This is a genomic window from Dysosmobacter sp. Sow4_B12 (assembly GCF_052116665.1).
GTDB lineage: Bacteria > Bacillota > Clostridia > Oscillospirales > Oscillospiraceae > Oscillibacter.
Map to the genome: position 1 here is coordinate 133,729 of NZ_JBQKKR010000003.1, position 18,937 is coordinate 152,665.

Here is an 18,937-nt window from a genome sequence, read left to right on the forward strand (position 1 = left end):
GGCAGCAGAACCATGGCCAACAAATCCCCCAGAAAAAGTGAAGCCGCCCGCAGGGCCAACCAGGTGGTCCGGGGCCGGACGCTGCTGATGATGGTGCTGCTGGGCATCGTCACGTTTTTGCTGCTGTTTTGGAAGCTGTACGACCTGCAGATCCGCCAGCATGACGAGCTGCAGGAAAAGGCTGTGGCCCAGCAGACCCGCAGCACCGTGGTGACGGCCTCCCGGGGCACCATTTATGACCGCAACGGCCTGCCCATGGCCATCTCCGCCACGGCGGAGACCGTGTGCGTCTCCCCCAAGGACATTGTGGAATATGTGGAGGACCAGCAGAAAAAGCAGGAGGCCGCCGCGGCGAAGGCCGCGGAAAAGGGAGAGGCGTATACGCCCGGCAAGATCCGGGACGCCGCGTACATCGCCCGGGGCCTGGAGCGGCTGCTGGGCGTGGACCAGGAGACCATTCTGAAAAGGATGGAGCGCACCTTCTCCCAGTATGAGATGGTGAAAAAGAAGGTGGACCAGGAGGTCGCCAACGATGTCCGCCGCTTCATCAACGGCGAGATCGACGACGAGGGCAACGAGGTCCCGGAGGACCAGCGGGTAAAGCTCCGGGGCGTTTGGATGCAGCCGGACGCCAAACGGTATTATCCCTACGGCTCCCTGGCCGCCAACGTCATCGGCTTCGTGGACGGCGACAACCAGGGCGGCGTTGGCCTGGAGGCCAAGTACAACAGCGTCCTCTCCGGCACCGCCGGACTGACGGTCACCGCCAAAAACGCCGCCGGCAGCGACCTGCTGTACCAGTACGAGCAGTATTACGACGCGGAAAACGGCAAAAACCTGGTTCTGACCCTGGACAGCAACATCCAGTACTACCTGGAAAAGGGCATTGAGAGCATGGCGGATAAGTTCGACGCCGCCAACGGCGCCACCGGCATCGTCATGGATGTGAACAGCGGCGCGATCCTGGCCATGGCCTCTTATCCCAACTACGACCTCAACGACTACGGCACCGTTTATGACGACAAGCTGAAAAGCAAGCTGGACACGGCCCTAGCCGACCTGGAGCAGAAAAAGGGCAGTTATGCCACGGAGGAGGACTACCAGGCGGCGGTCAGCAAGGCCACCAGTGATATTTTGAATACCCAATGGCGGAATAAGTGCATCGACTCCACCTACGAGCCCGGCTCCACCTTCAAGCCTCTGACCCTGGCGGCGGCGCTGGAGGAGGGTGTGGTGAACATGAACACCACCTTCAACTGCACCGGCTCCATCAAGGTCCAGGGCTGGAGCAAGCCCATCGGCTGCTCCCGCCGCACCGGCCACGGTACCCAGACCCTGGAGGTGGCCACCGGAAACTCCTGCAACCCCGCCTTTATCACCATGGGCCTGAAGATCGGCACGGACCGCTATTACGATTATCTGGAGTCCTTCGGCCTCATGGAGCCCACCGGCGTGGACATGATCGGCGAGGTGACGGGCATCTTTTCCAGCCGGGAGCGGTTCAACACCAACGTGGTCTCCCTGGCGTCCTACGCCTTCGGCCAGACCTTCAACGTCACGCCTCTGGCGCTGATCCGGGCCCAGGCGGCCTGCATCAACGGCGGCTACTTGTATACGCCCCACGTGGTGGAGCAGATCCTGGACGACGAGGGCAACATCGTCTCCCAGCACGATTCTACCCCTGTCCGCCAGGTCATCAGCGAGGAGACCTCTGATAAGGTCCGCCAGTGCCTGGAGTACGTGGTGGCAAAGGGCACCGGCAAAAACGGCCAGGTGGCCGGCTACCGCATCGGCGGCAAGACCGGCACCGCCGATAAGACCGGCACCGGCGACGTGGTGGTGTCCTTCATGTGCTTCGCCCCCGCGGACGATCCCCAGGTCATCATGCTCATCACCATGGATACCCCCAGCCGTACTACCGGCACTTATGTCTCCGGCGGCAACATGGTGGCCCCCACCGCCAGCCAGGTCATGGGTGAGATCCTGCCGTACCTGGGCATCGAGCCGGACTACACCGCCGAACAGCTGGTAGGCGCCGACGCCACCGTGCCCAATGTGGTGGGCAAGACAGCGGAGGAGGCCAAGGCCAAGCTGGATAGCGTGGGCTTCGCTTACAAAACCGTCGGCAGCGGCGATACCGTCACGGACCAGACGCCGGCGGGCGGTGCCATTGTACCCAACAACGCCGCGGTCATTTTGTACCTGGGCGCGGAGAAGTCCAGCGAGCTGTGCACAGTCCCCGATCTGGTGGGGCGCACCGCTTCGGAGGCCAATCAGCTCCTCACCAACGCGGGCCTCATCATGAAGGTCACCGGCGCTACCTCCACCTCCTCCGGCAATGTCCACGCCATCAGTCAGGGCACCCCGGCGGGCACCCAGGTGGAGGCGGGCAGTGTCATCACCGTCCGGTTTGGAGACAGCTCCGTGCTGGATTGAACCCACGGCATTTTTTGCATGATTTCCGGCACTATCCACTGTATATTTCGCAAATTATTCCGTATATAATGGATGCGGCCTGTTGGGCCAATACCGGAAAGAGGGGTACGCACCTATGAGATTGAACGAACTGCTGCAAGGCCTTGACATCCTGTCCGCCACGGCGGACCTGGATATGGATATCGCCCATGTCAGCTATGATTCCCGGACTGTCCAGCCGGGAGACCTGTTTGTGGCCATGACGGGCTTTGCCGTTGACGGCCACACCTTCATCGGCAAGGCCATGGCCGCCGGCGCGGCGGCGGTGCTGTGCGAAAAGGAGCCAGAGGGGGATGTGCCCTTCGTCCGGGTGGCGGACTCCCGCCGGGCCCTGGCGGTGGTGGGCGCCAACTTCTTCGGCCATCCGGCGGACGCCATGACCATGGTGGGCGTCACCGGCACCAACGGCAAGACCACCACCACCTATCTTCTCAAAGCCATCCTGGAGCAGGAGGCCGGCGCCAAGGTGGGCCTCATCGGCACCAACCAGAACATGATCGGCGACCGGGTCATCCCCACGGAGCGGACCACACCGGAGTCCTTTGAGCTCCAGCGGCTGTTTGCCCAAATGCGGGAGAGCGGCTGCACCCATGTGGTCATGGAGGTCTCCTCCCACGCCCTGGCCCTGGACCGGGTGTACGGCGTGCGCTACGCCGTGGGCATCTTCACCAACCTCACCCAGGACCACCTGGATTTCCACAAGACCATGGAGGCCTACTGCGACGCCAAGGCCCTGCTGTTCCAAAACTGCGATACCGGCGTTTACAACGCCGACGACCCCTGGGCGGAGCGGCTCATGGCCCATGCCACCTGCCGCAAGCTCTCTTACGCGGAGCGGGCGGCGGCGGACCTGCGGGCGGAGGACATCGCCCTGGAGCCGGACCACGTGGCTTTCACCGCGGTGACGAAAGAAGAAAATGTGCCGATCAGGGTTGGCATTCCCGGCCGTTTTATGATATATAATACGCTGGACGTGTTGGGGGCCGCCCTGGCGCTGGGTATTCCTCTGGAAAAAAGCGCCCGGACGCTGGCCCGGGTGCCCCATGTCAAGGGCCGGGTGGAGGTAGTTCCCACGCCCGGAAAGGACTACACCATCCTCATCGACTATGCCCACAGCCCCGACGGTCTGGAAAATGTCCTCAGCTCCGTGAAGGACTTTGCCAAGGGCCGAACCGTGGCCCTGTTCGGCTGCGGCGGCGACCGGGATAAGACGAAGCGTCCCAAAATGGGCCGCATCGCGGCGGAGATCGCGGACTTTGTGGTGGTCACCACCGACAACCCCCGCACGGAAAAGCCTGCCGACATCATCGCCGACATCCTGCCGGGCATGACGGACAGCGCCACGCCCTACGTGGTGGTGGAGGACCGGGTGGAGGCCATCCACTGGGCCATGGACCACGCGGAAAAGGGCGACGTCATCGTCCTTTGCGGCAAGGGCCACGAGACTTACCAGGAAGTGAACCACGTCAAGCACCACATGGACGAACGGGAGATCGTGGCGGAATACCTGGAAGCGGCGAAATAAAATCGCCGGGAGTCCGGCGTCCAAGTGTTTTGCCCGTAAGGGCAAAACCTTGAAATCGGCCGGATTCATTCCGGACGATTTGAGTCCAATGCGGGGCCCCCGCAAAATCGGAGATTTTGTGGGGCACGGGAGATCGTGGCGGAATACCTGGAAGCGGGGAAATAAAATCGCCGGAAGTCCGGCGTCCAAGCGCCCGCATCCACAAAAGAAATCATCAACGCCGGGGCTGTGACCGGCGGAGGAAAGGGAGAACCATCATCATGACACAAGCCATCACCGCACTGGCCGTCAGCTTTGTGCTGACGCTGGTCATCGGTAAATTTTTGATCCCGGAGCTGCGCAAGCTGAAGGCCGGCCAGGAGATCCGGGAGGACGGCCCCACCTGGCACGCCGGCAAGGCCGGCACCCCCACCATGGGCGGCATCATGTTCATCGTGGGCACCGGCGTCACCGTGTTCGTGCTGGGCTGGAGGCGGATGCTCCAGGGAGAGTTCGTCCACCTGTACGTGTACCTGTTCGCGCTGATCTTCGGCCTTATCGGCTTTGTGGATGACTACCGCAAGGTCCGCCAGCACCAGAACGAGGGCCTCACCGCCAAGCAGAAATTCGTGCTGCAGCTGGCGGCGGCCGTGGTGTTTTTGTGCCTCATGCGCTATGAGGAGCTGCTGTCCAACGACCTGTACATCCCCTTCCTCAACACCACTGTCACCATCAACTGGATCGTATACCTGGTGTTCGCGGCCTTCGTCATCGTGGGCTGTGTCAACGCCGTGAACTTGACGGACGGCATCGACGGCCTGGCCTGCAGCGTCACCTTCGTGGTCATGGTGTTTTTCACGGTCACCGGCCTTCTGTGGGACCGGGGCGCCGGCCCTGTGGCGCTGTTCCCCGCGGCACTGGCCGGGGGACTGGCGGCGTTTTTCGTGTATAACCACCATCCCGCCAAGACCTTCATGGGCGACACCGGCAGCCTCTTTTTGGGCGGCGCCGTAGCGGCCCTGGGCTTCGCCTTCGACATGCCCCTCATCCTCGTGTTCGTGGGCATCATCTACATCGCCGAGACCATGAGCGACATCATCCAGGTGACCTATTTCAAAGCCACCCACGGCAAGCGCTTTTTCAAAATGGCGCCGCTGCACCACCATCTGGAGCTATCCGGTTGGAGCGAGGCGAAGCTGGTGGCGGTGTTCTCCGGCATCACACTGGTGTTCTGCGCACTGGCGTTTTTGGGCATTCAAGGGCGCCTTTAAGACCCTGTGACGTGAAAAGGCACTGAGATTTCCTGGGAAAGGAGGGAACGGCATGACACAGCAGCGCCAGCGCAGGCGTCCCATGAGCCGGGAGGAAGCCCGGGCCTTGGAGGAGCGGAAGCAGCGGCAGCGGGAACGGGAGCAGGAGAGCCGGGAGCTGGCCCGGGGACCCATCGACCTGCCCTTTTGCGTGCTGGTGGTGCTGCTGAGCGGCATCGGCCTTGTGATGCTGCTGTCCGCCAGCTTTCCCTCCGCCTATTATGAGACTGACGGCAAGAACCCCATGTTCTATTTCATGCGCCAGGGCGTATTTGCCGCCATGGGCCTTGCCGCCATGCTGCTGATCGGCAAGATCAACTACCAGCGCTTCCGGGCCCTGGCCCAGCCGCTGCTGTTTTTGTCGGTCATTTTGCTGATCCTGGTGCTCATCCCCCACAATCCCATCGCCATCACCCGCAACAACGCCACCCGCTGGCTGGGCATTCCCGGCACGTCCTTGCAGTTCCAGCCCTCGGAGATCGCCAAGGTGGCGGTGGTGGTGTATTTTGCCGACAGCATTTCCAAAAAGAAGGACCGGATGCGGACCTTCCGCTACGGCATCCTCCCCTACGCCATCATCCTGGTGGTGCTGGCGGCTCTGGTGGGCCTGGAGCCCCACCTGTCCGGCGCCATCCTCATCATGGGCGCCGGCGCCGTGCTGATGCTGGTAGGCGGCATCCACTGGGGCTGGGTAGGCGGCGCGGCCGCGGCGGCGGGAGGACTTTTGTACGCGGTCCTCTTCGTCATCGGCTACAACACCTCCCGCATTGAAATGTGGCACAACCCCTGGGCGGACGCCCAGGGAAAGGGCTACCAGCTGTCCCAGAGCCTTATCACCATCGGCTCCGGCGGACTGCTGGGCGTGGGCCTGGGCCGCAGCCGGCAGAAATTCCTGTTCCTGCCGGAGGAACACAACGATTTTATTTTTGCCATCGTCTGTGAGGAGTTGGGCCTCATCGGCGCTTCCATCATCATGCTGCTGTTCGCGGCGTTGATCCTGCGGGGCTACTGGATCGCCCTCCACGCCCGGGACCGCTTCGGCAGCCTCCTGGTGGTGGGCGTCACCACCCTCATCGCCCTCCAGACCTTTTTGAACATCGGCGTGGTGACAGGCCTGCTGCCCACCACCGGCATCTCCCTGCCGTTTTTCAGCTACGGCGGCACCGCCCTGTCCATTCAGCTGGCGGAAATGGGGATCGTTCTGAGCGTGTCCAGGCAGATGAAGCCCACCAAGGCCGGATGACGGAAAGAGAGGCATACCCATGGAAACGAAGCTAAAGCGCGTCATCTTCACCTGCGGCGGCACGGCGGGCCATGTGAATCCCGCCATCGCCCTGGCCCAGCTGATGCATGAGAAGGACCCGGAGACGGAGTTTTTGTTTGTGGGAGCGGAGCGGGGCCTGGAGAAGGACCTGGTCCCCCAGGCGGGATACGACTTCCGCACCGTCCACATCTCCAGCTTTCACCGCTCCTTCAAGCCCAAAGAGATCAAACACAATGTCATCTCCGTCTGCAACCTCCTGCGGGCGCCGGGAGAGGCCCGGGCCATCCTGCGGGACTTCCGGCCGGATGTGGTCATCGGCACCGGCGGCTACGCCAGCTTTCCCATGGTGAAGGCCGCCGCCAAGGCCGGCATCCCCACGGCGGTCCACGAGTCCAACATGGTGCCAGGACTCACCACCGAGATGCTGGAGCCCTTCGCCGGATGCATCATGGTGGGCTTTGAGGAGTGCCGGCAGCATTACAAGCACCCGGAACGGGTCTGCGTCACCGGAACGCCGGTGCGGGGCGATTTCTTCACCATGACGAAGCAGGAGGCCAAAAAGGCTCTGGGCGTGGACGACGGCCGGCCTTTGATCGTCTCCTTCTGGGGCTCTTTGGGCGCCGCGGGCATGAACCGCCAGATGGCGGATTTCCTGGCTCTGGAGGCGGTAAAGGAGCCCTTTCACCACATCCACGGCGCCGGTAAAAGCGGCTACCCCCAGGTGCGGCAGCTGCTGGCGGAAAAGGGCGTGGACCTGGGGCGGCATCCTGCCTTGCAGGTGCGGGAGTACATTTATGATATGGCCAGAGTCATGCGGGCGGCAGACCTGGTCCTCTGCCGGGCCGGCGCCTCCACCATCAGTGAGCTGACGGCCCTGGGCGTCCCCGCCCTCATTGTGCCGTCCCCCTACGTTACCAACAACCACCAGGAGAAAAACGCCCGGGTGCTGGAGGCGGCGGGCGGCGCGGTGGTGCTGCTGGAAAAGGACAGCTCCGGCCAGACCCTGTTCCAGACCGCCTGCGGCATTCTGCATGACGAGAAAAGGCGGGCCCAAATGGAAACGGCCATGGCCTCCCTGGGTATCCGGGACGCCACGGAGCGTATTTACCGGACGGTCCTGGAGCTTTGCCGGTAACCTGAACCTCCCCTCCGCCATAGGATGGACTGTTGAGCCATTCTGTGAAGCGGGGGGAACTACCATATGAGCCAGCTATTGGTCAGAGGCGGCAGACCTCTTGACGGCGAGGTGACCATCCAGGGGGCGAAAAACAGCGTCCTTCCCATCCTGGCGGCAACGGTCCTGACCGGGGACCAGGTGGTGCTGCGGGGCTGTCCGCGCCTGCGGGATGTGGACACCTCCATCCGCATCCTGCGGAGCCTGGGCTGCCAGGCAGAGTGGGAGGGAGACGCCCTGGCGGTGGACACCGCTGCCTTGAACTGCTGCGCCATCTCTGATATACTAATGCGGGAAATGCGCTCCTCCGCCATCTTCCTGGGGGCCATTCTGGCCCGGCTGGGACAGGCGGACATCAGCTATCCCGGCGGCTGCGAGCTGGGTCCACGGCCCATCGACCTGCACCTAAGCGGCCTGCGGGACCTGGGAACGGACATCCGGGAGGAGGGCGGCGTCCTCCACTGCACGGCCCCTCATCTGACAGGCCGGGAGCTGGTGCTGAGCCTGCCGTCGGTGGGGGCCACGGAAAACCTGATGCTGGCCGCCTGCGGGGCGGAGGGGACCACGGTCATCTCCAATGCTGCCCGGGAGCCGGAGATCGTGGACCTGCAGGAATTTTTAAAGGCCTGCGGCGCCGATGTCGCCGGAGCCGGCAGCTCCAGCGTCACCATCCGGGGGGGAAGGCCCCTCCACGGCTGTGAATTTCGCTGCATGCCGGACCGCATCGTGGCTGCCACATACCTGTGCGCCTGCGCGGCGGCGGGAGGCGGCGTCTACCTGCGAAACGCCCGGGAGCGGCACTTGGCCACGGTGGCCGACGCCCTGCGGAAGGCGGGGTGCACGGTGACGTCCGACGGCGGCGGCATCGCCTGCCGGTGCCGCCGGCGGCTGCGGGCGGCCCGCCCGGTGCGGACGGCGCCCTATCCGGGTTTCCCAACGGACGCCCAGGCGGTGCTGATGGCCGCCTTGCTGAAAAGCAGGGGCACCACGGTGTTTGAGGAGAATGTGTTTGCAAACCGCTACCGCCATGTGGATGAGATGACCCGCATGGGAGCGGACATCCGGGTGGCCGGGAGGGTGGCGGTGGTCACCGGAGTGGAGCGGCTGTCCGGCGCCGCTGTTCGCTGCACGGACCTGCGGGGCGGAGCGGCGCTGTGTGTGGCGGCCCTGTCCGCCGACGGGGAGAGCCGTATTTTTGAAACGTCCCACATCGACCGGGGCTATGAGGACATTGCCGGGGACCTGCGGGCCCTGGGCGCGGACGCTGTCCGCGTTGACAACGAGTGAAACTGGGAGTCGTGAACATGGCAAGACGCAGACATTCCAACCGGCGGCACAGAGGAGGAAGCTTCGGCTTCCTCTACAAGGTGCTGTCCATGCTGGTCATCTGCGGCGCCATCGTCGCGGCGCTGACGTTGTTTTTCCGGGTGGGCACTGTGGTCGTCACCGGCCAGGAGCGGTACACGGCGGAGGAGGTCCGGGAGGCCTCCGGCGTGGCGGAGGGTGACAACCTCATTCTGCTGAACAAACACACCGTGGCCCATCAGCTGGTGGAGAAGCTTCCCTATATTGAAGAGGTGCATCCCTACCGCCGTCTGCCGGACACCCTCATCATCGAGGTGAAGGAGTGCGGCGAGCCTTTGGCGGTGCTTCAAGACGGCTTTGCCTGGCTGGTGAGTCCCGGCGGCAAGATCGTGGAGCAGCGGAGCGCGTCGCAGGCGGGGGACTACCCCGTTATCAGCGGCTGCCAGCTGCTGGCTCCCACTGTGGGGACGCCCATGGCCCTGGCTACGGAGTACGCCGCCCAGCAGCAGAGCCTTCTGGACCTGCTGGATGCGCTGGAGCAGGCTGGCATGATGGACCAGGTGGAGGGTATCCGGCTGGATGACCTTTCCGTGCTGGTGATGGAGTACGGCGGCCGCTTCACCGTGGAGATGCCCTACGGCGCGGACTATCCCCGCAAGCTCCGGGCGCTGCAGTCGGTCATCGACAAGCTGGAGACCAACCAGACCGGCACCGTGGAGCTGACCTGGGACAACGGAGAGGTCCATTTCATCGAAAATTGACGAAAAGGAGGAGCCGGCGGGGCCGCTCCTTTTTTTCGCCGGAAAAAACTCCTGGAAAAGGGCAAAGTCCCCTTGACCGGAGAAACAAAGTGTCATACAATAACTTTATTATTATAACCACAGGATGTTGCGAAAAAAGAAGGGCGGGCAGGCCCTTTGCCACAAATGATAGTAGGAGGCACCACTATGGCATTTGGATTGGAAACCGGTCCCGATACCGTTGTTAATATCAAAGTCATCGGCGTTGGCGGCGGCGGAAACAATGTGGTCAACCGCATGGTTCGTTCCGGCACCAAGGGCGTGGACTTTGTGGCGGTGAATACCGACAAGCAGGCCTTGAATGTGTCCAGCGCTACATACAAGATCCAGATCGGCGAAAAGCTGACCCACGGCCAGGGCGCCGGCGCGGACCCCGAGGTGGGCCGCAAGGCCGCCGAGGAGAGCCGCAACCAGATCGCCAAGGCTCTGGAGGACACGGACATGGTGTTCATCACCGCCGGCATGGGCGGCGGCACCGGCACCGGCGCGGCGCCCATTGTGGCGGAGATCGCCAAGGAGATGGACATTCTGACGGTGGCCGTGGTTACCAAGCCCTTCGGCTTTGAGGGACCCCGCCGCATGCGGGCCGCTATGGCCGGCATCAACGAGCTGGAGGAGAAGGTGGACTCTCTGGTCATCATCCCCAACGAGCGGCTCAAGCACGCCACCGACCAGAAGATCACCTTTGCCAACGCCTTTGAGATCGCGGACGATGTGCTGCGCCAGGCGGTGCAGTCCATTTCCGACCTCATCCGGGACACCGGCTTTATCAACCTGGACTTTGCCGACGTTACCGCCATCATGAAAAACGCCGGCATGGCCCACATGGGCGTGGGCCGGGCCGCCGGCAAGGGCAAGGCCGAGGAGGCCGCCAAGATGGCCATTTCCAGCCCCCTGCTGGAGACCTCCATCGAGGGTGCCAAGGGCGTCCTCATCAATGTCACCGGCTCTATGGACATTGGCCTGGAGGAAGTGGAGCAGGCTGCCTCTCTGGTGCAGCAGGCGGTCCATCCCGACGCCCTCACCATTTTCGGCGCTACCTTCGACGAGACTCTGGACGATGAGATCCGGGTCACTGTCATTGCCACCGGCTTTGACAAGGCACCCACCCAGCTTCCCAAGATGGCGGACGCCGTGACCGGCAAGGCCGCTCCCGCAGGCGCGGTCCGGGAGCCTGTGCCTTTGCAGGAGGAGGATGTGCCCAAGCCCGAGGAAGATGATGACGACGATGTGTTCGGTGACATCCTGAAAATTTTCAACAAGCGCGATTGATTTGAAAAAACTGGAACGCCCCGCAGGATTTTCCTGCGGGGCGCTTTTGTTTGGCGGGCGGCGCGGCTTCTGGGGATTCGTCCCTTGGGGCCGCTGCCGCTTTTTGCATGGGGTGAGCCGGCGGCGGAAGGAGAAAGCTACACCTGCCGGCGTGAAACAGGCCGGCGTTTTGGAAAGCGAGGTGATTTTTTTGTATGGACTATGGCAAACGGCAAAACGGGCGCTGCGGGGCGGAGCGGCGCTGCTGCTGGCAATGCAGCTTTTGATGGCGCCCACGGCGGCGGCCCGGGCGGCGGAACCGGAGAGGTTGCCTTCCGTCAAGGAGCTGGTGCCGGTAGGGCACACTGTTGGCATCAAGCTGTTTTCCCGGGGCGTTCTGGTGGTAAAGCTGCCGGAGGACAGTACGCCCGCCAAAGCCTGCGGCCTGCGGACCGGCGACGTCATCGTCCGCTGCGGCGGCACCGCCGTCCGGTCCTCGGAGCAGTTCCGGTCCCTGCTGCAAAAAACAGGACAGCAGAGCACGGACCTGCAGGTCCGGCGGAACGGAAAAAGCATGACCCTCTCCGTCTGCCCGGAGGAAACGGAACAGGGCACCTACTCCATCGGCGCCTGGATTCGGGACAGTATGGCCGGTATCGGCACCGTCACCTATTATGACCCGGCCACCGGCACCTTCGGCGCCCTGGGCCACGGCATCACCGACACGGACACGGCCCAGCTGATGCCCTTTTCCTCCGGGTCTGTCCTGCCCTCCACGGTGAAGGCGGTGAAACGGGGGGAGATCGGCAGCGCCGGGGAGCTGCGGGGTGATTTCGTGCTGGAGGAGACACTGGGAGACCTGTACGCCAATACCGGCTGCGGCGTTTTCGGCCGCCTGGAGGCAGACAGCGCCTCCTGGCAGCAGGGCAAGGCCCTGCCGGTGGCGTCGCCGTCGGAGGTGGCGGCGGGTCCGGCCACCATTCTGGCCAATGTCCAGGGGGATGAGGTGCGGGCATATGATGTGGAAATTTTGAAAATTGTTTCCAACAGCGGAGACGGCCGGGAGCTGGTACTCTCCGTCACGGACCCGGACCTCATCGCCGCCACCGGCGGCATCGTCCAGGGCATGAGCGGCAGTCCGATCCTGCAAAACGGCAAATTCGTAGGCGCCGTGACTCATGTGCTGCTGAATGACCCAACCAAAGGATATGGAATTTTCCTTGAAACTATGCTGAACGCGGCAAAGTGACCGTTCACCGGGAAGCGGCTGCCCGCAGGCGGCCGCTTCCCGGATGCAAGGCGGATGCGTCGGCTGTTAGGCAGCCTTTTAACGCAATCGTTAGCGTAAATTATTGCAAATTTAATGAAACAATTTTGCGTAAAAGACAATAAAATTAATTTAAAATGTTAAATATTTGACGTGTTAAAATCCAGTAAAAAAACAAACGTTTGCGTTGATTTTGGAAACAGAGTGATGTATACTGGTGGAACCGAATTCATAAGGGGAGGAAGGCGAGCTTGATGTCTACGCTTTTGTCTGTTTCTGTTGCCGTGCTGGCGGGACTGCTGATGACGCGGGTGTTCAACTTGTGGAGACTTCCGGATGTCACCGCGTACCTGGTGGCCGGTGTGCTGATCGGACCCTATTTCCTGGGCTCCATGCATATTGACGGGCTGGGCTTTGTCTCCGGTCAGGCGGTGAGCAGCCTGGGCTTGATCTCCGAGGTGGCCCTGGGCTTTATTGCCTTTTCCATCGGCAATGAGTTTCGCCTGGAGGATTTGAAGGCCACCGGCCGCCAGGCGGCCGTTATCGGCGTGTTTCAGGCGCTGACCGCCACGGCGCTGGTGGATGCCGCCCTGTTTGCGGTCCATGTCCTGCTGCCGGAAACGCTTTCTTTGGCACAGGTCATCACCCTGGGGGCCATCGCCACCGCCACTGCTCCCGCCGCCACGCTGATGGTGGTGCGCCAGTATAAGGCCAAAGGGCCGCTGACCAGTCTTCTGCTGCCCATCGTGGCGCTGGATGACGCGGTGGGCCTGGTGGTGTTCGCGGTGTCCTTCGGGATCGCCAAGACGTTGGTCAGCGGGACGGTGGACCTGGTGTCCATCCTGGTGAACCCCGTGGCGGAGATCGCGGCCTCCCTGGCGCTGGGCGCGGTGATGGGCTGGCTGCTGACCCAGTTGGAAAAGCTGTTCCATTCCAACACCAACCGTTTGAACATGACCATCGCCTTCGTGTTTCTGACTGTCTCCCTGTCCATGCTGGAGTTCCGGCTGGGGCCGGTCACGGTGGGCTTTTCCTCCCTGCTGGTGTGTATGATGCTGGGTACGGTGTTCTGCAACCTCTGCCCTCTGTCCGGCGATCTGATGGGCGCGGCGGATAAGTGGACGGCGCCGCTGTTTGCCCTGTTCTTCGTCATCAGCGGCGCGGAGCTGGAGCTGGACGTGTTCAGCGACTGGGCCATCGTCTGTGTCGGCGCGGCGTACATTCTTTTTCGCTCCGCCGGGAAATACCTGGGCGCCTATGTCAGCGCCAGGGAGATGAAATGCGCTCCCCAGATCTGTAAATATCTGGGTATCACCCTGCTGCCCCAGGCCGGCGTGTCCCTGGGGATGTGCGCCACGGCCATGCAGTTGGGGGAGCAGGGGAATCTGATCCGCAATATCACCTTGTTCTCCGTACTGGTCTACGAGATGGTGGGACCCCTGCTGACCCGCCAGGCTCTAACAGCCGCCGGCGACATCAAGCCCATGTCCGAGGAAGTGCGCAACCGCCGGCAGACCAAGCTGGCGCAGGAAAAAAAGCGCGGAATATAAAAACTGCCCCACAAGTGGGGCAGTTTTTTAATAAGCAGACAGCTTCTCGTTGAGCTTGCGGTAGATCCGTTGGCGAAACCAGGGCTCGCTGGAGGCCGCCACCGCCTCCTCCGGCGTGAACCAGCCCACCCGGCTGTTTTCGTCCGGCTTGCAGCGGACGGGCTCCGCCGGGTCCGCCTCCAGCAGGAAGGTGACATTGAGATGCAGGTGGGAGGACACGTATACCCCCCGCTTCTCGTGGCCGTCCACGGTGAGGATCTCCAGGGAGTAAATATCCGGCGACACCGGACGCACCGCCGCCAGTCCGCTCTCCTCCCGGACCTCCCGCAGGGCCACCGCCAGCAAGTCCCGCTCTCCGTCGGCGTGGCCGCCCAGCCAGGCCCAGGAATCGTACAGGTTGTGATAGGCCATCAGCACCTGCCGCCTATCCGGGCTCACCACCCAGGCGGAGGCCGTCAGATGGGCGGCGCGGTTATCCCGGGTGTACAGCGCCTCGCCGCTGCGCAGCCGCCGCAAAAGCTCCTCCCGGTCCATGCGCTCCTGCTCGTTCCAGGGCCGGTAGGCTGTGATCGCATCCAAAAGTTCCATAGTGCGCCTCCTTTGCCCTCATCATACCACAGCGGCGGGGAAAAGGGAAGCAAAAGGCGGAAATCCCTGCGCGCCAAGGAACAGCGGCGTTTTTTGAAAAAACCGTCGAATGATTTTTGGAATTTATTTACAGTTTGCGGTTGCAAAAGCTGTCCGTTTATGCTAATTTATAGAAAACGTGATTTGAAGCTTCATGAATCCGTCGCAAAGAGGGAGGGGCGCTTTCCAGACGGCGCTCCGCCCCGAAAACGAACCAAAAAAACTGAAAAAGGACAAGGGAAAACATGGATACCAGGAAAACTGTTTTGCTGGCAGATGCCAACGAGGAATTCCGCGGGATGCTGCGGGAGATCATAGACCAGACAGAGGAATTCACCGTGGTGGGTTCCACAGGGGATGGGGCGGAAGCTTTGCAGCTGATCGAACAGCGGCAGCCGGATTTGGTTTTGATGGATGTGGTATTGCCTGGACTGGATGGCTTCGGCGTGATGAAGCGCATGGACCTGCAGGCGGAAAAGGCGCCCCGGGTGATTTTGCTCTCGGCCTTTTGCAACGAGCAGGTGGCGGCGGAGGCGGTGAGCCTGGGCGCCAGCTACTTCTTCCCCAAGCCCTGTGACACCCAGACGCTGCTGGACCGGATGCGGACCGTGCTGCAGCAGACAGTGGAGGAGGCGGAGCCCGCCGCGCCGGATATGAAAAACCGGGTGACCGCTGTCATTCATGAGATCGGCGTCCCCGCCCACATCAAGGGCTACCAGTACCTGCGGGAGGCCATTCTCATTGCCGTGGACGATATGGATGTCATCAACGCTGTCACCAAGGTCCTCTATCCCGAGGTGGCCAAGCGCTTCGGCACCACCCCCAGCCGGGTGGAGCGGGCCATCCGCCACGCCATCGAGGTGGCCTGGGACCGGGGTGACCTGGAGACGCTGCAAAAGTACTTTGGCTACACAGTCTCCAATGCCAAGGGCAAGCCCACCAACAGCGAATTCATCGCCATGATCGCCGACCGGCTGGTGCTGGAGCAGAAATCCCGCCGCCGGGGACCGGCGTGAGAGGAGCCATACAACAGAAAACAGAAGAAAAGCCCCCGGACCGCAGGCCCGGGGGCTTTTGTCATAGGCGGGGCGAAGAGAGGCGCCTTTTAGAAATTGACCTTGTCCGCACCCTTGAGGTGCAGCATTTCACGGGCCTCGTCGGAGGTGGCGATCTCAAAGTCCAGGCTCTCGAGAATGCCCTTGATCTTGGTGACCTGGGCGGCGTTGGAGGTGGCCAGTTCGCTGGGACTGATGTACAGGCCGTCCTCCATGCCCACGCGGACGTTGCCGCCATTGATGGCCATGAGGGTGGCCAGACGGAACATGCGCCGGCCGGGAGCCACCGTGCTGTACTGGATGTCATTGCCCAGCAGCTTTTTGGCCTGGTCGATCAGATAGAGCATGTTTTCCGGCGTGGCGGGGCAGCCGCCCATGACGCCGGGGACGAATTGAATGTAAATGGGGTTCGGCAGCAGGCCCTGCTTTTTGAAGAAAGCCAGGTTGTTCAGCTGGCCCAGGTCGAAGACCTCGTATTCGGGCAGTGTTCCGCATTTCACCATCTGCCGCAGGCAGTATTCCATATCCTTGAAGGTGTTTTTAAAAACGTTGTCGTAGGTGCGGGTCAGATAGGGCTCTTCCCAGGCGTACTGCGGATTGGGGATGTTGTTGGCCAGCTGATGGTAGCAGAAGTTCATGGAGCCGCCGTTGGCAGAGGCCATCTCCGGCTGGAACCGCTCAATGACGGAAAAGCGCTCCTCCGTGCTCATTCCGTTTGCACCGCCGGTGGTGATGCCGATGACCACATTGGGCACCTGGGACTTGATGCCCGTGAGGATCTTTTCGAAGGTGGCGAAGTCGCCGACGGGCATGCCTTCGTCGTTGCGGGCATGGATATGGACGATGGCGGCACCGGCTTTATGTGCATCCACAGCCTGCTGGATGATTTGATCCGGGGTGGCGGCGAAATAAGGGGACATACTGGGGGTGTGGATCGCTCCGGTGATCGCTGCGGAAATAACGACTTTTTTAGGGGTCCTTGCCATACAGTTTCATCCTTTCTGACAGATACTGGCACGTGAAAAGTAAGAGGGCTTGCAGAGCAAGCGGGCTGCGGCGGAAACGCATTGTAAGAAAACGTTTACATTTTTCTTGCATGTATTTTACCCCGCTTTTTACAAAATAGCAATAGAAAATTTAAAAAAACAGAAAAAATGAAAGAGGAGAGATAGGATGGCCTAAAATTTGGAGTTTTAAAGTAGAAGACTTGGAAAAGCCTTCCTTTCATCAATTATTTCTTGACCTATACCGCGTTTTTGCTGTATAAAATAAGAGAAAGCGTTTACATGTACAGTTGATGAGCTTTGTGCGGAGGTGAGTGTGTGGACATTCGGTTCTTTCAAGACTTTCTGTCCAATTTCCCGGAGAGTGAAGCGCTGCGGGCACAGATCATTGACAGCAACGGATTTGTCATCGCCGGCTGCAGCATCAACAGCGTCGGGACGTTTCACGAGGCCGCGTATCACATTTTGCGGAGAATGACGGACCCGGATGAGGATTTCTGGGAGGGCGGCCAGGAAGAGCAGGGGACCCTCTACACGCCCCTGCTCCAAAACCGGCAGACCGCGGCGCTTCTGGCGCTGAGTGGGGAAGAGCAGACGGTCCGAATCTATGCCCGGGCGGTGAAAAGCGCCATTGAGAGCATGCTGGGCCAGGAGGTCAACGCGGTGCGGCTGCAAAAATACAGCAGCAAATTCGACCTGTTCGTGCAGAAGCTGTTTTATGACCCCCAGGTCCTGCGATCGGAGCTGGAGGCCCGGGCGGCCTCCCTGGGATATCTGCATGACTGCATGCGGATACCGGTGTTCATCACCACGGAGCAGGTGGGAGATTTCAGCGCCCTGGTCCAGCAGGGAAAGGCCAACCCCCTGTACAATCCCCAGGACATCATGGCCTTGAGCCGCAGCGGAAACATCACGCTGTTCATCTACCTGGGCTACGGCGAGGAGGTCCTGCGCACCTTCCGGGAGAGCGTCACGGATTATCTCCGCTGGTGGCAGGACACGCTTTCGGAGATGGGCTTCCAATACCAGATGCAGGTGGGGACCATCCAAAGCAACCTCTCCTATTACCGACTGGCCTATGACCACGCGGTCTGGCTGCATAACACGGCCAGGTGCAGGGATACCGTGAACTGGTTTTACGACTATACGGAGGCGTACTTGAAAAGCAGCATCCCCCTCATGGAGTACCGCGGGATCTTCAACGCCTTTTCCGAAAACCTGCCCACGGATTTTCTGGAATCCTACAAGGAGCTGTTTGACAGCTTGATGCAGTATGACTTCAACTTTCAGCTGGCCAGCAAGCAGATGTTCATTCACAAAAACACCCTGTCTTTCCGCCTGGGTAAGATCAAGGAGCGGCTGAATATCAATCCCATGCAGAATTTCAAGCAGAAGGAGTTTGCCAGCAACTTCTGCCTGTACTTAAAAATGATACTGTCCTAAGAGCAGGGGATATGGAAGGCACCACAAAGCCGGGACGTGGCTTTGTGGTGTTTTTTTACAGAGAGCGGTGTTGCACTGGGGAGAAAATTGTGCTGAGAGCACAAAAAAGGGAGCAATATTTATTTTGCCGGAAACTGCGGAGCAAAAGGCGGCGTGCTAAGATGATAGCAAAGCAGCCGCACCGACGGCGTTTTTGCCGGACCGGAGACGGCGGACTTTGACTTGATGAAGCATGAAACGCAAAGAGAAAGGGTGTTTTTATGAGCAGAAAGGTAACTTACGCGGAGGAACGCGCCGCAAGACGGGAACTGGTGGCCTGGGGCAAGGAGCTGTATGACCAGGGGCTGGTCAAGGGAAGCGGCGGCAACCTCTCCATCCGTTTGGAGGACGACACGGTGCTGATGACGCCCACCGGCTGGTTCCTGGGCCACATGACGGAGGAGTGCATCAGCCGCATCGACATGGAGGGAAACCTGCTGGACGGTGAGAAGCCCACGAAGGAGGTGCCGCTCCACCTGGCGGTGTATCAGGAGCGGCCCAACGTCCGGGCGGTGTGCCACACCCACTCCATCTATGCCACGGCCTATGCCAGCTCTGTGGAGAACGGCACCATCATGCCGGTGTACGTTCCCAGCGTCGCCGCCAAGGTCGGTCCGGTCATGGTGACGGCCTTCGCGTTTCCTGGTTCCGAGCAGCTGGGCGAAAATGTCCGGGCGGGTATCCGGAACTCCAACGGCACCCTTTTGAGCAACCACGGCGTTGTGGCGGTGGGAAAGGACATGACGGCGGCGGTCTCCGTGGCCAATGAGATTGAGAACAACGCCATGCTGCACTTCGTTTCCGGGCAGACGGCAAGGCCCCTCTCCGACGAGGACGTTGAAAAGCTCTACAAAAAGGCGCCGCTGTAA

15 protein-coding genes are annotated in these 18,937 nt (G+C 61.3%); 13 read left to right on the forward strand and 2 right to left on the reverse strand.

Features of this window, described 5'->3' with window-relative positions:
- The first annotated feature begins 12 nt into the window (after window positions 1-12).
- The 10 genes from ACTQ4R_RS05740 to ACTQ4R_RS05785 all read left to right on the forward strand — a co-directional run bounded on the left by ACTQ4R_RS05740 (window position 13) and on the right by ACTQ4R_RS05785 (window position 13,900).
- The gene (locus ACTQ4R_RS05740) at window positions 13-2,436 is read left to right on the forward strand and encodes a penicillin-binding transpeptidase domain-containing protein (protein WP_441626693.1); all 2,424 of its coding nucleotides are present in this window, start codon (window positions 13-15) and stop codon (window positions 2,434-2,436) included.
- 115 nt (window positions 2,437-2,551) lie between these two features.
- The gene (locus tag ACTQ4R_RS05745; protein ID WP_441626695.1) at window positions 2,552-4,000 is read left to right on the forward strand and encodes a UDP-N-acetylmuramoyl-L-alanyl-D-glutamate--2,6-diaminopimelate ligase; all 1,449 of its coding nucleotides are present in this window, start codon (window positions 2,552-2,554) and stop codon (window positions 3,998-4,000) included.
- 260 nt (window positions 4,001-4,260) lie between these two features.
- The gene (mraY, locus tag ACTQ4R_RS05750; RefSeq protein WP_441626697.1) at window positions 4,261-5,250 is read left to right on the forward strand and encodes a phospho-N-acetylmuramoyl-pentapeptide-transferase; all 990 of its coding nucleotides are present in this window, start codon (window positions 4,261-4,263) and stop codon (window positions 5,248-5,250) included.
- 52 nt (window positions 5,251-5,302) lie between these two features.
- The gene (gene ftsW / locus ACTQ4R_RS05755; protein ID WP_441626699.1) at window positions 5,303-6,532 is read left to right on the forward strand and encodes a putative lipid II flippase FtsW; all 1,230 of its coding nucleotides are present in this window, start codon (window positions 5,303-5,305) and stop codon (window positions 6,530-6,532) included.
- Between the two features lie 19 nt (window positions 6,533-6,551).
- Window positions 6,552-7,688, forward strand: a complete 1,137-nt coding sequence (murG, locus tag ACTQ4R_RS05760; protein ID WP_441626701.1) for an undecaprenyldiphospho-muramoylpentapeptide beta-N-acetylglucosaminyltransferase — start codon at window positions 6,552-6,554, stop codon at window positions 7,686-7,688.
- 66 nt (window positions 7,689-7,754) lie between these two features.
- Window positions 7,755-9,014: a UDP-N-acetylglucosamine 1-carboxyvinyltransferase gene (gene murA / locus ACTQ4R_RS05765; RefSeq protein ID WP_441626703.1), complete on the forward strand. Its 1,260-nt coding sequence runs from the start codon at window positions 7,755-7,757 to the stop codon at window positions 9,012-9,014.
- A 17-nt stretch (window positions 9,015-9,031) separates the two neighbouring features.
- On the forward strand, window positions 9,032-9,793 hold the full coding sequence (locus ACTQ4R_RS05770) for a cell division protein FtsQ/DivIB (protein WP_441626705.1): 762 nt from the start codon (window positions 9,032-9,034) through the stop codon (window positions 9,791-9,793).
- A 186-nt stretch (window positions 9,794-9,979) separates the two neighbouring features.
- Window positions 9,980-11,104 carry a cell division protein FtsZ gene (gene ftsZ / locus ACTQ4R_RS05775; RefSeq protein ID WP_441626707.1) on the forward strand — a complete coding sequence of 375 codons (1,125 nt, stop codon included), beginning with the start codon at window positions 9,980-9,982 and terminating at the stop codon, window positions 11,102-11,104.
- Window positions 11,105-11,285: 181 nt separating this feature from the next.
- Complete coding sequence (gene spoIVB, locus ACTQ4R_RS05780; protein ID WP_441626709.1) at window positions 11,286-12,332, forward strand: SpoIVB peptidase; 1,047 nt, start codon at window positions 11,286-11,288, stop codon at window positions 12,330-12,332.
- 272 nt (window positions 12,333-12,604) lie between these two features.
- Complete coding sequence (locus ACTQ4R_RS05785) at window positions 12,605-13,900, forward strand: cation:proton antiporter (protein WP_441626711.1); 1,296 nt, start codon at window positions 12,605-12,607, stop codon at window positions 13,898-13,900.
- Between the two features lie 27 nt (window positions 13,901-13,927).
- Here ACTQ4R_RS05785 and ACTQ4R_RS05790 read toward each other — a convergent pair whose 3' ends face one another.
- Window positions 13,928-14,488, reverse strand: a complete 561-nt coding sequence (locus tag ACTQ4R_RS05790) for an NUDIX hydrolase (protein ID WP_441626713.1) — start codon at window positions 14,486-14,488, stop codon at window positions 13,928-13,930.
- A 284-nt stretch (window positions 14,489-14,772) separates the two neighbouring features.
- Between ACTQ4R_RS05790 and spo0A the strand changes: the two genes are divergently transcribed.
- Complete coding sequence (gene spo0A / locus ACTQ4R_RS05795) at window positions 14,773-15,543, forward strand: sporulation transcription factor Spo0A (RefSeq protein ID WP_441626715.1); 771 nt, start codon at window positions 14,773-14,775, stop codon at window positions 15,541-15,543.
- An 89-nt stretch (window positions 15,544-15,632) separates the two neighbouring features.
- Here spo0A and ACTQ4R_RS05800 read toward each other — a convergent pair whose 3' ends face one another.
- Window positions 15,633-16,568 carry a 3-keto-5-aminohexanoate cleavage protein gene (locus tag ACTQ4R_RS05800; protein ID WP_441626717.1) on the reverse strand — a complete coding sequence of 312 codons (936 nt, stop codon included), beginning with the start codon at window positions 16,566-16,568 and terminating at the stop codon, window positions 15,633-15,635.
- A 336-nt stretch (window positions 16,569-16,904) separates the two neighbouring features.
- Here ACTQ4R_RS05800 and ACTQ4R_RS05805 point away from each other — a divergent pair, with 336 nt between their 5' ends.
- A complete protein-coding gene (locus tag ACTQ4R_RS05805; RefSeq protein ID WP_441626719.1) occupies window positions 16,905-18,029 on the forward strand; it encodes a sugar diacid recognition domain-containing protein in 1,125 nt (374 codons plus the stop codon).
- Between the two features lie 260 nt (window positions 18,030-18,289).
- Window positions 18,290-18,937: a class II aldolase/adducin family protein gene (locus ACTQ4R_RS05810; RefSeq protein ID WP_441626723.1), complete on the forward strand. Its 648-nt coding sequence runs from the start codon at window positions 18,290-18,292 to the stop codon at window positions 18,935-18,937.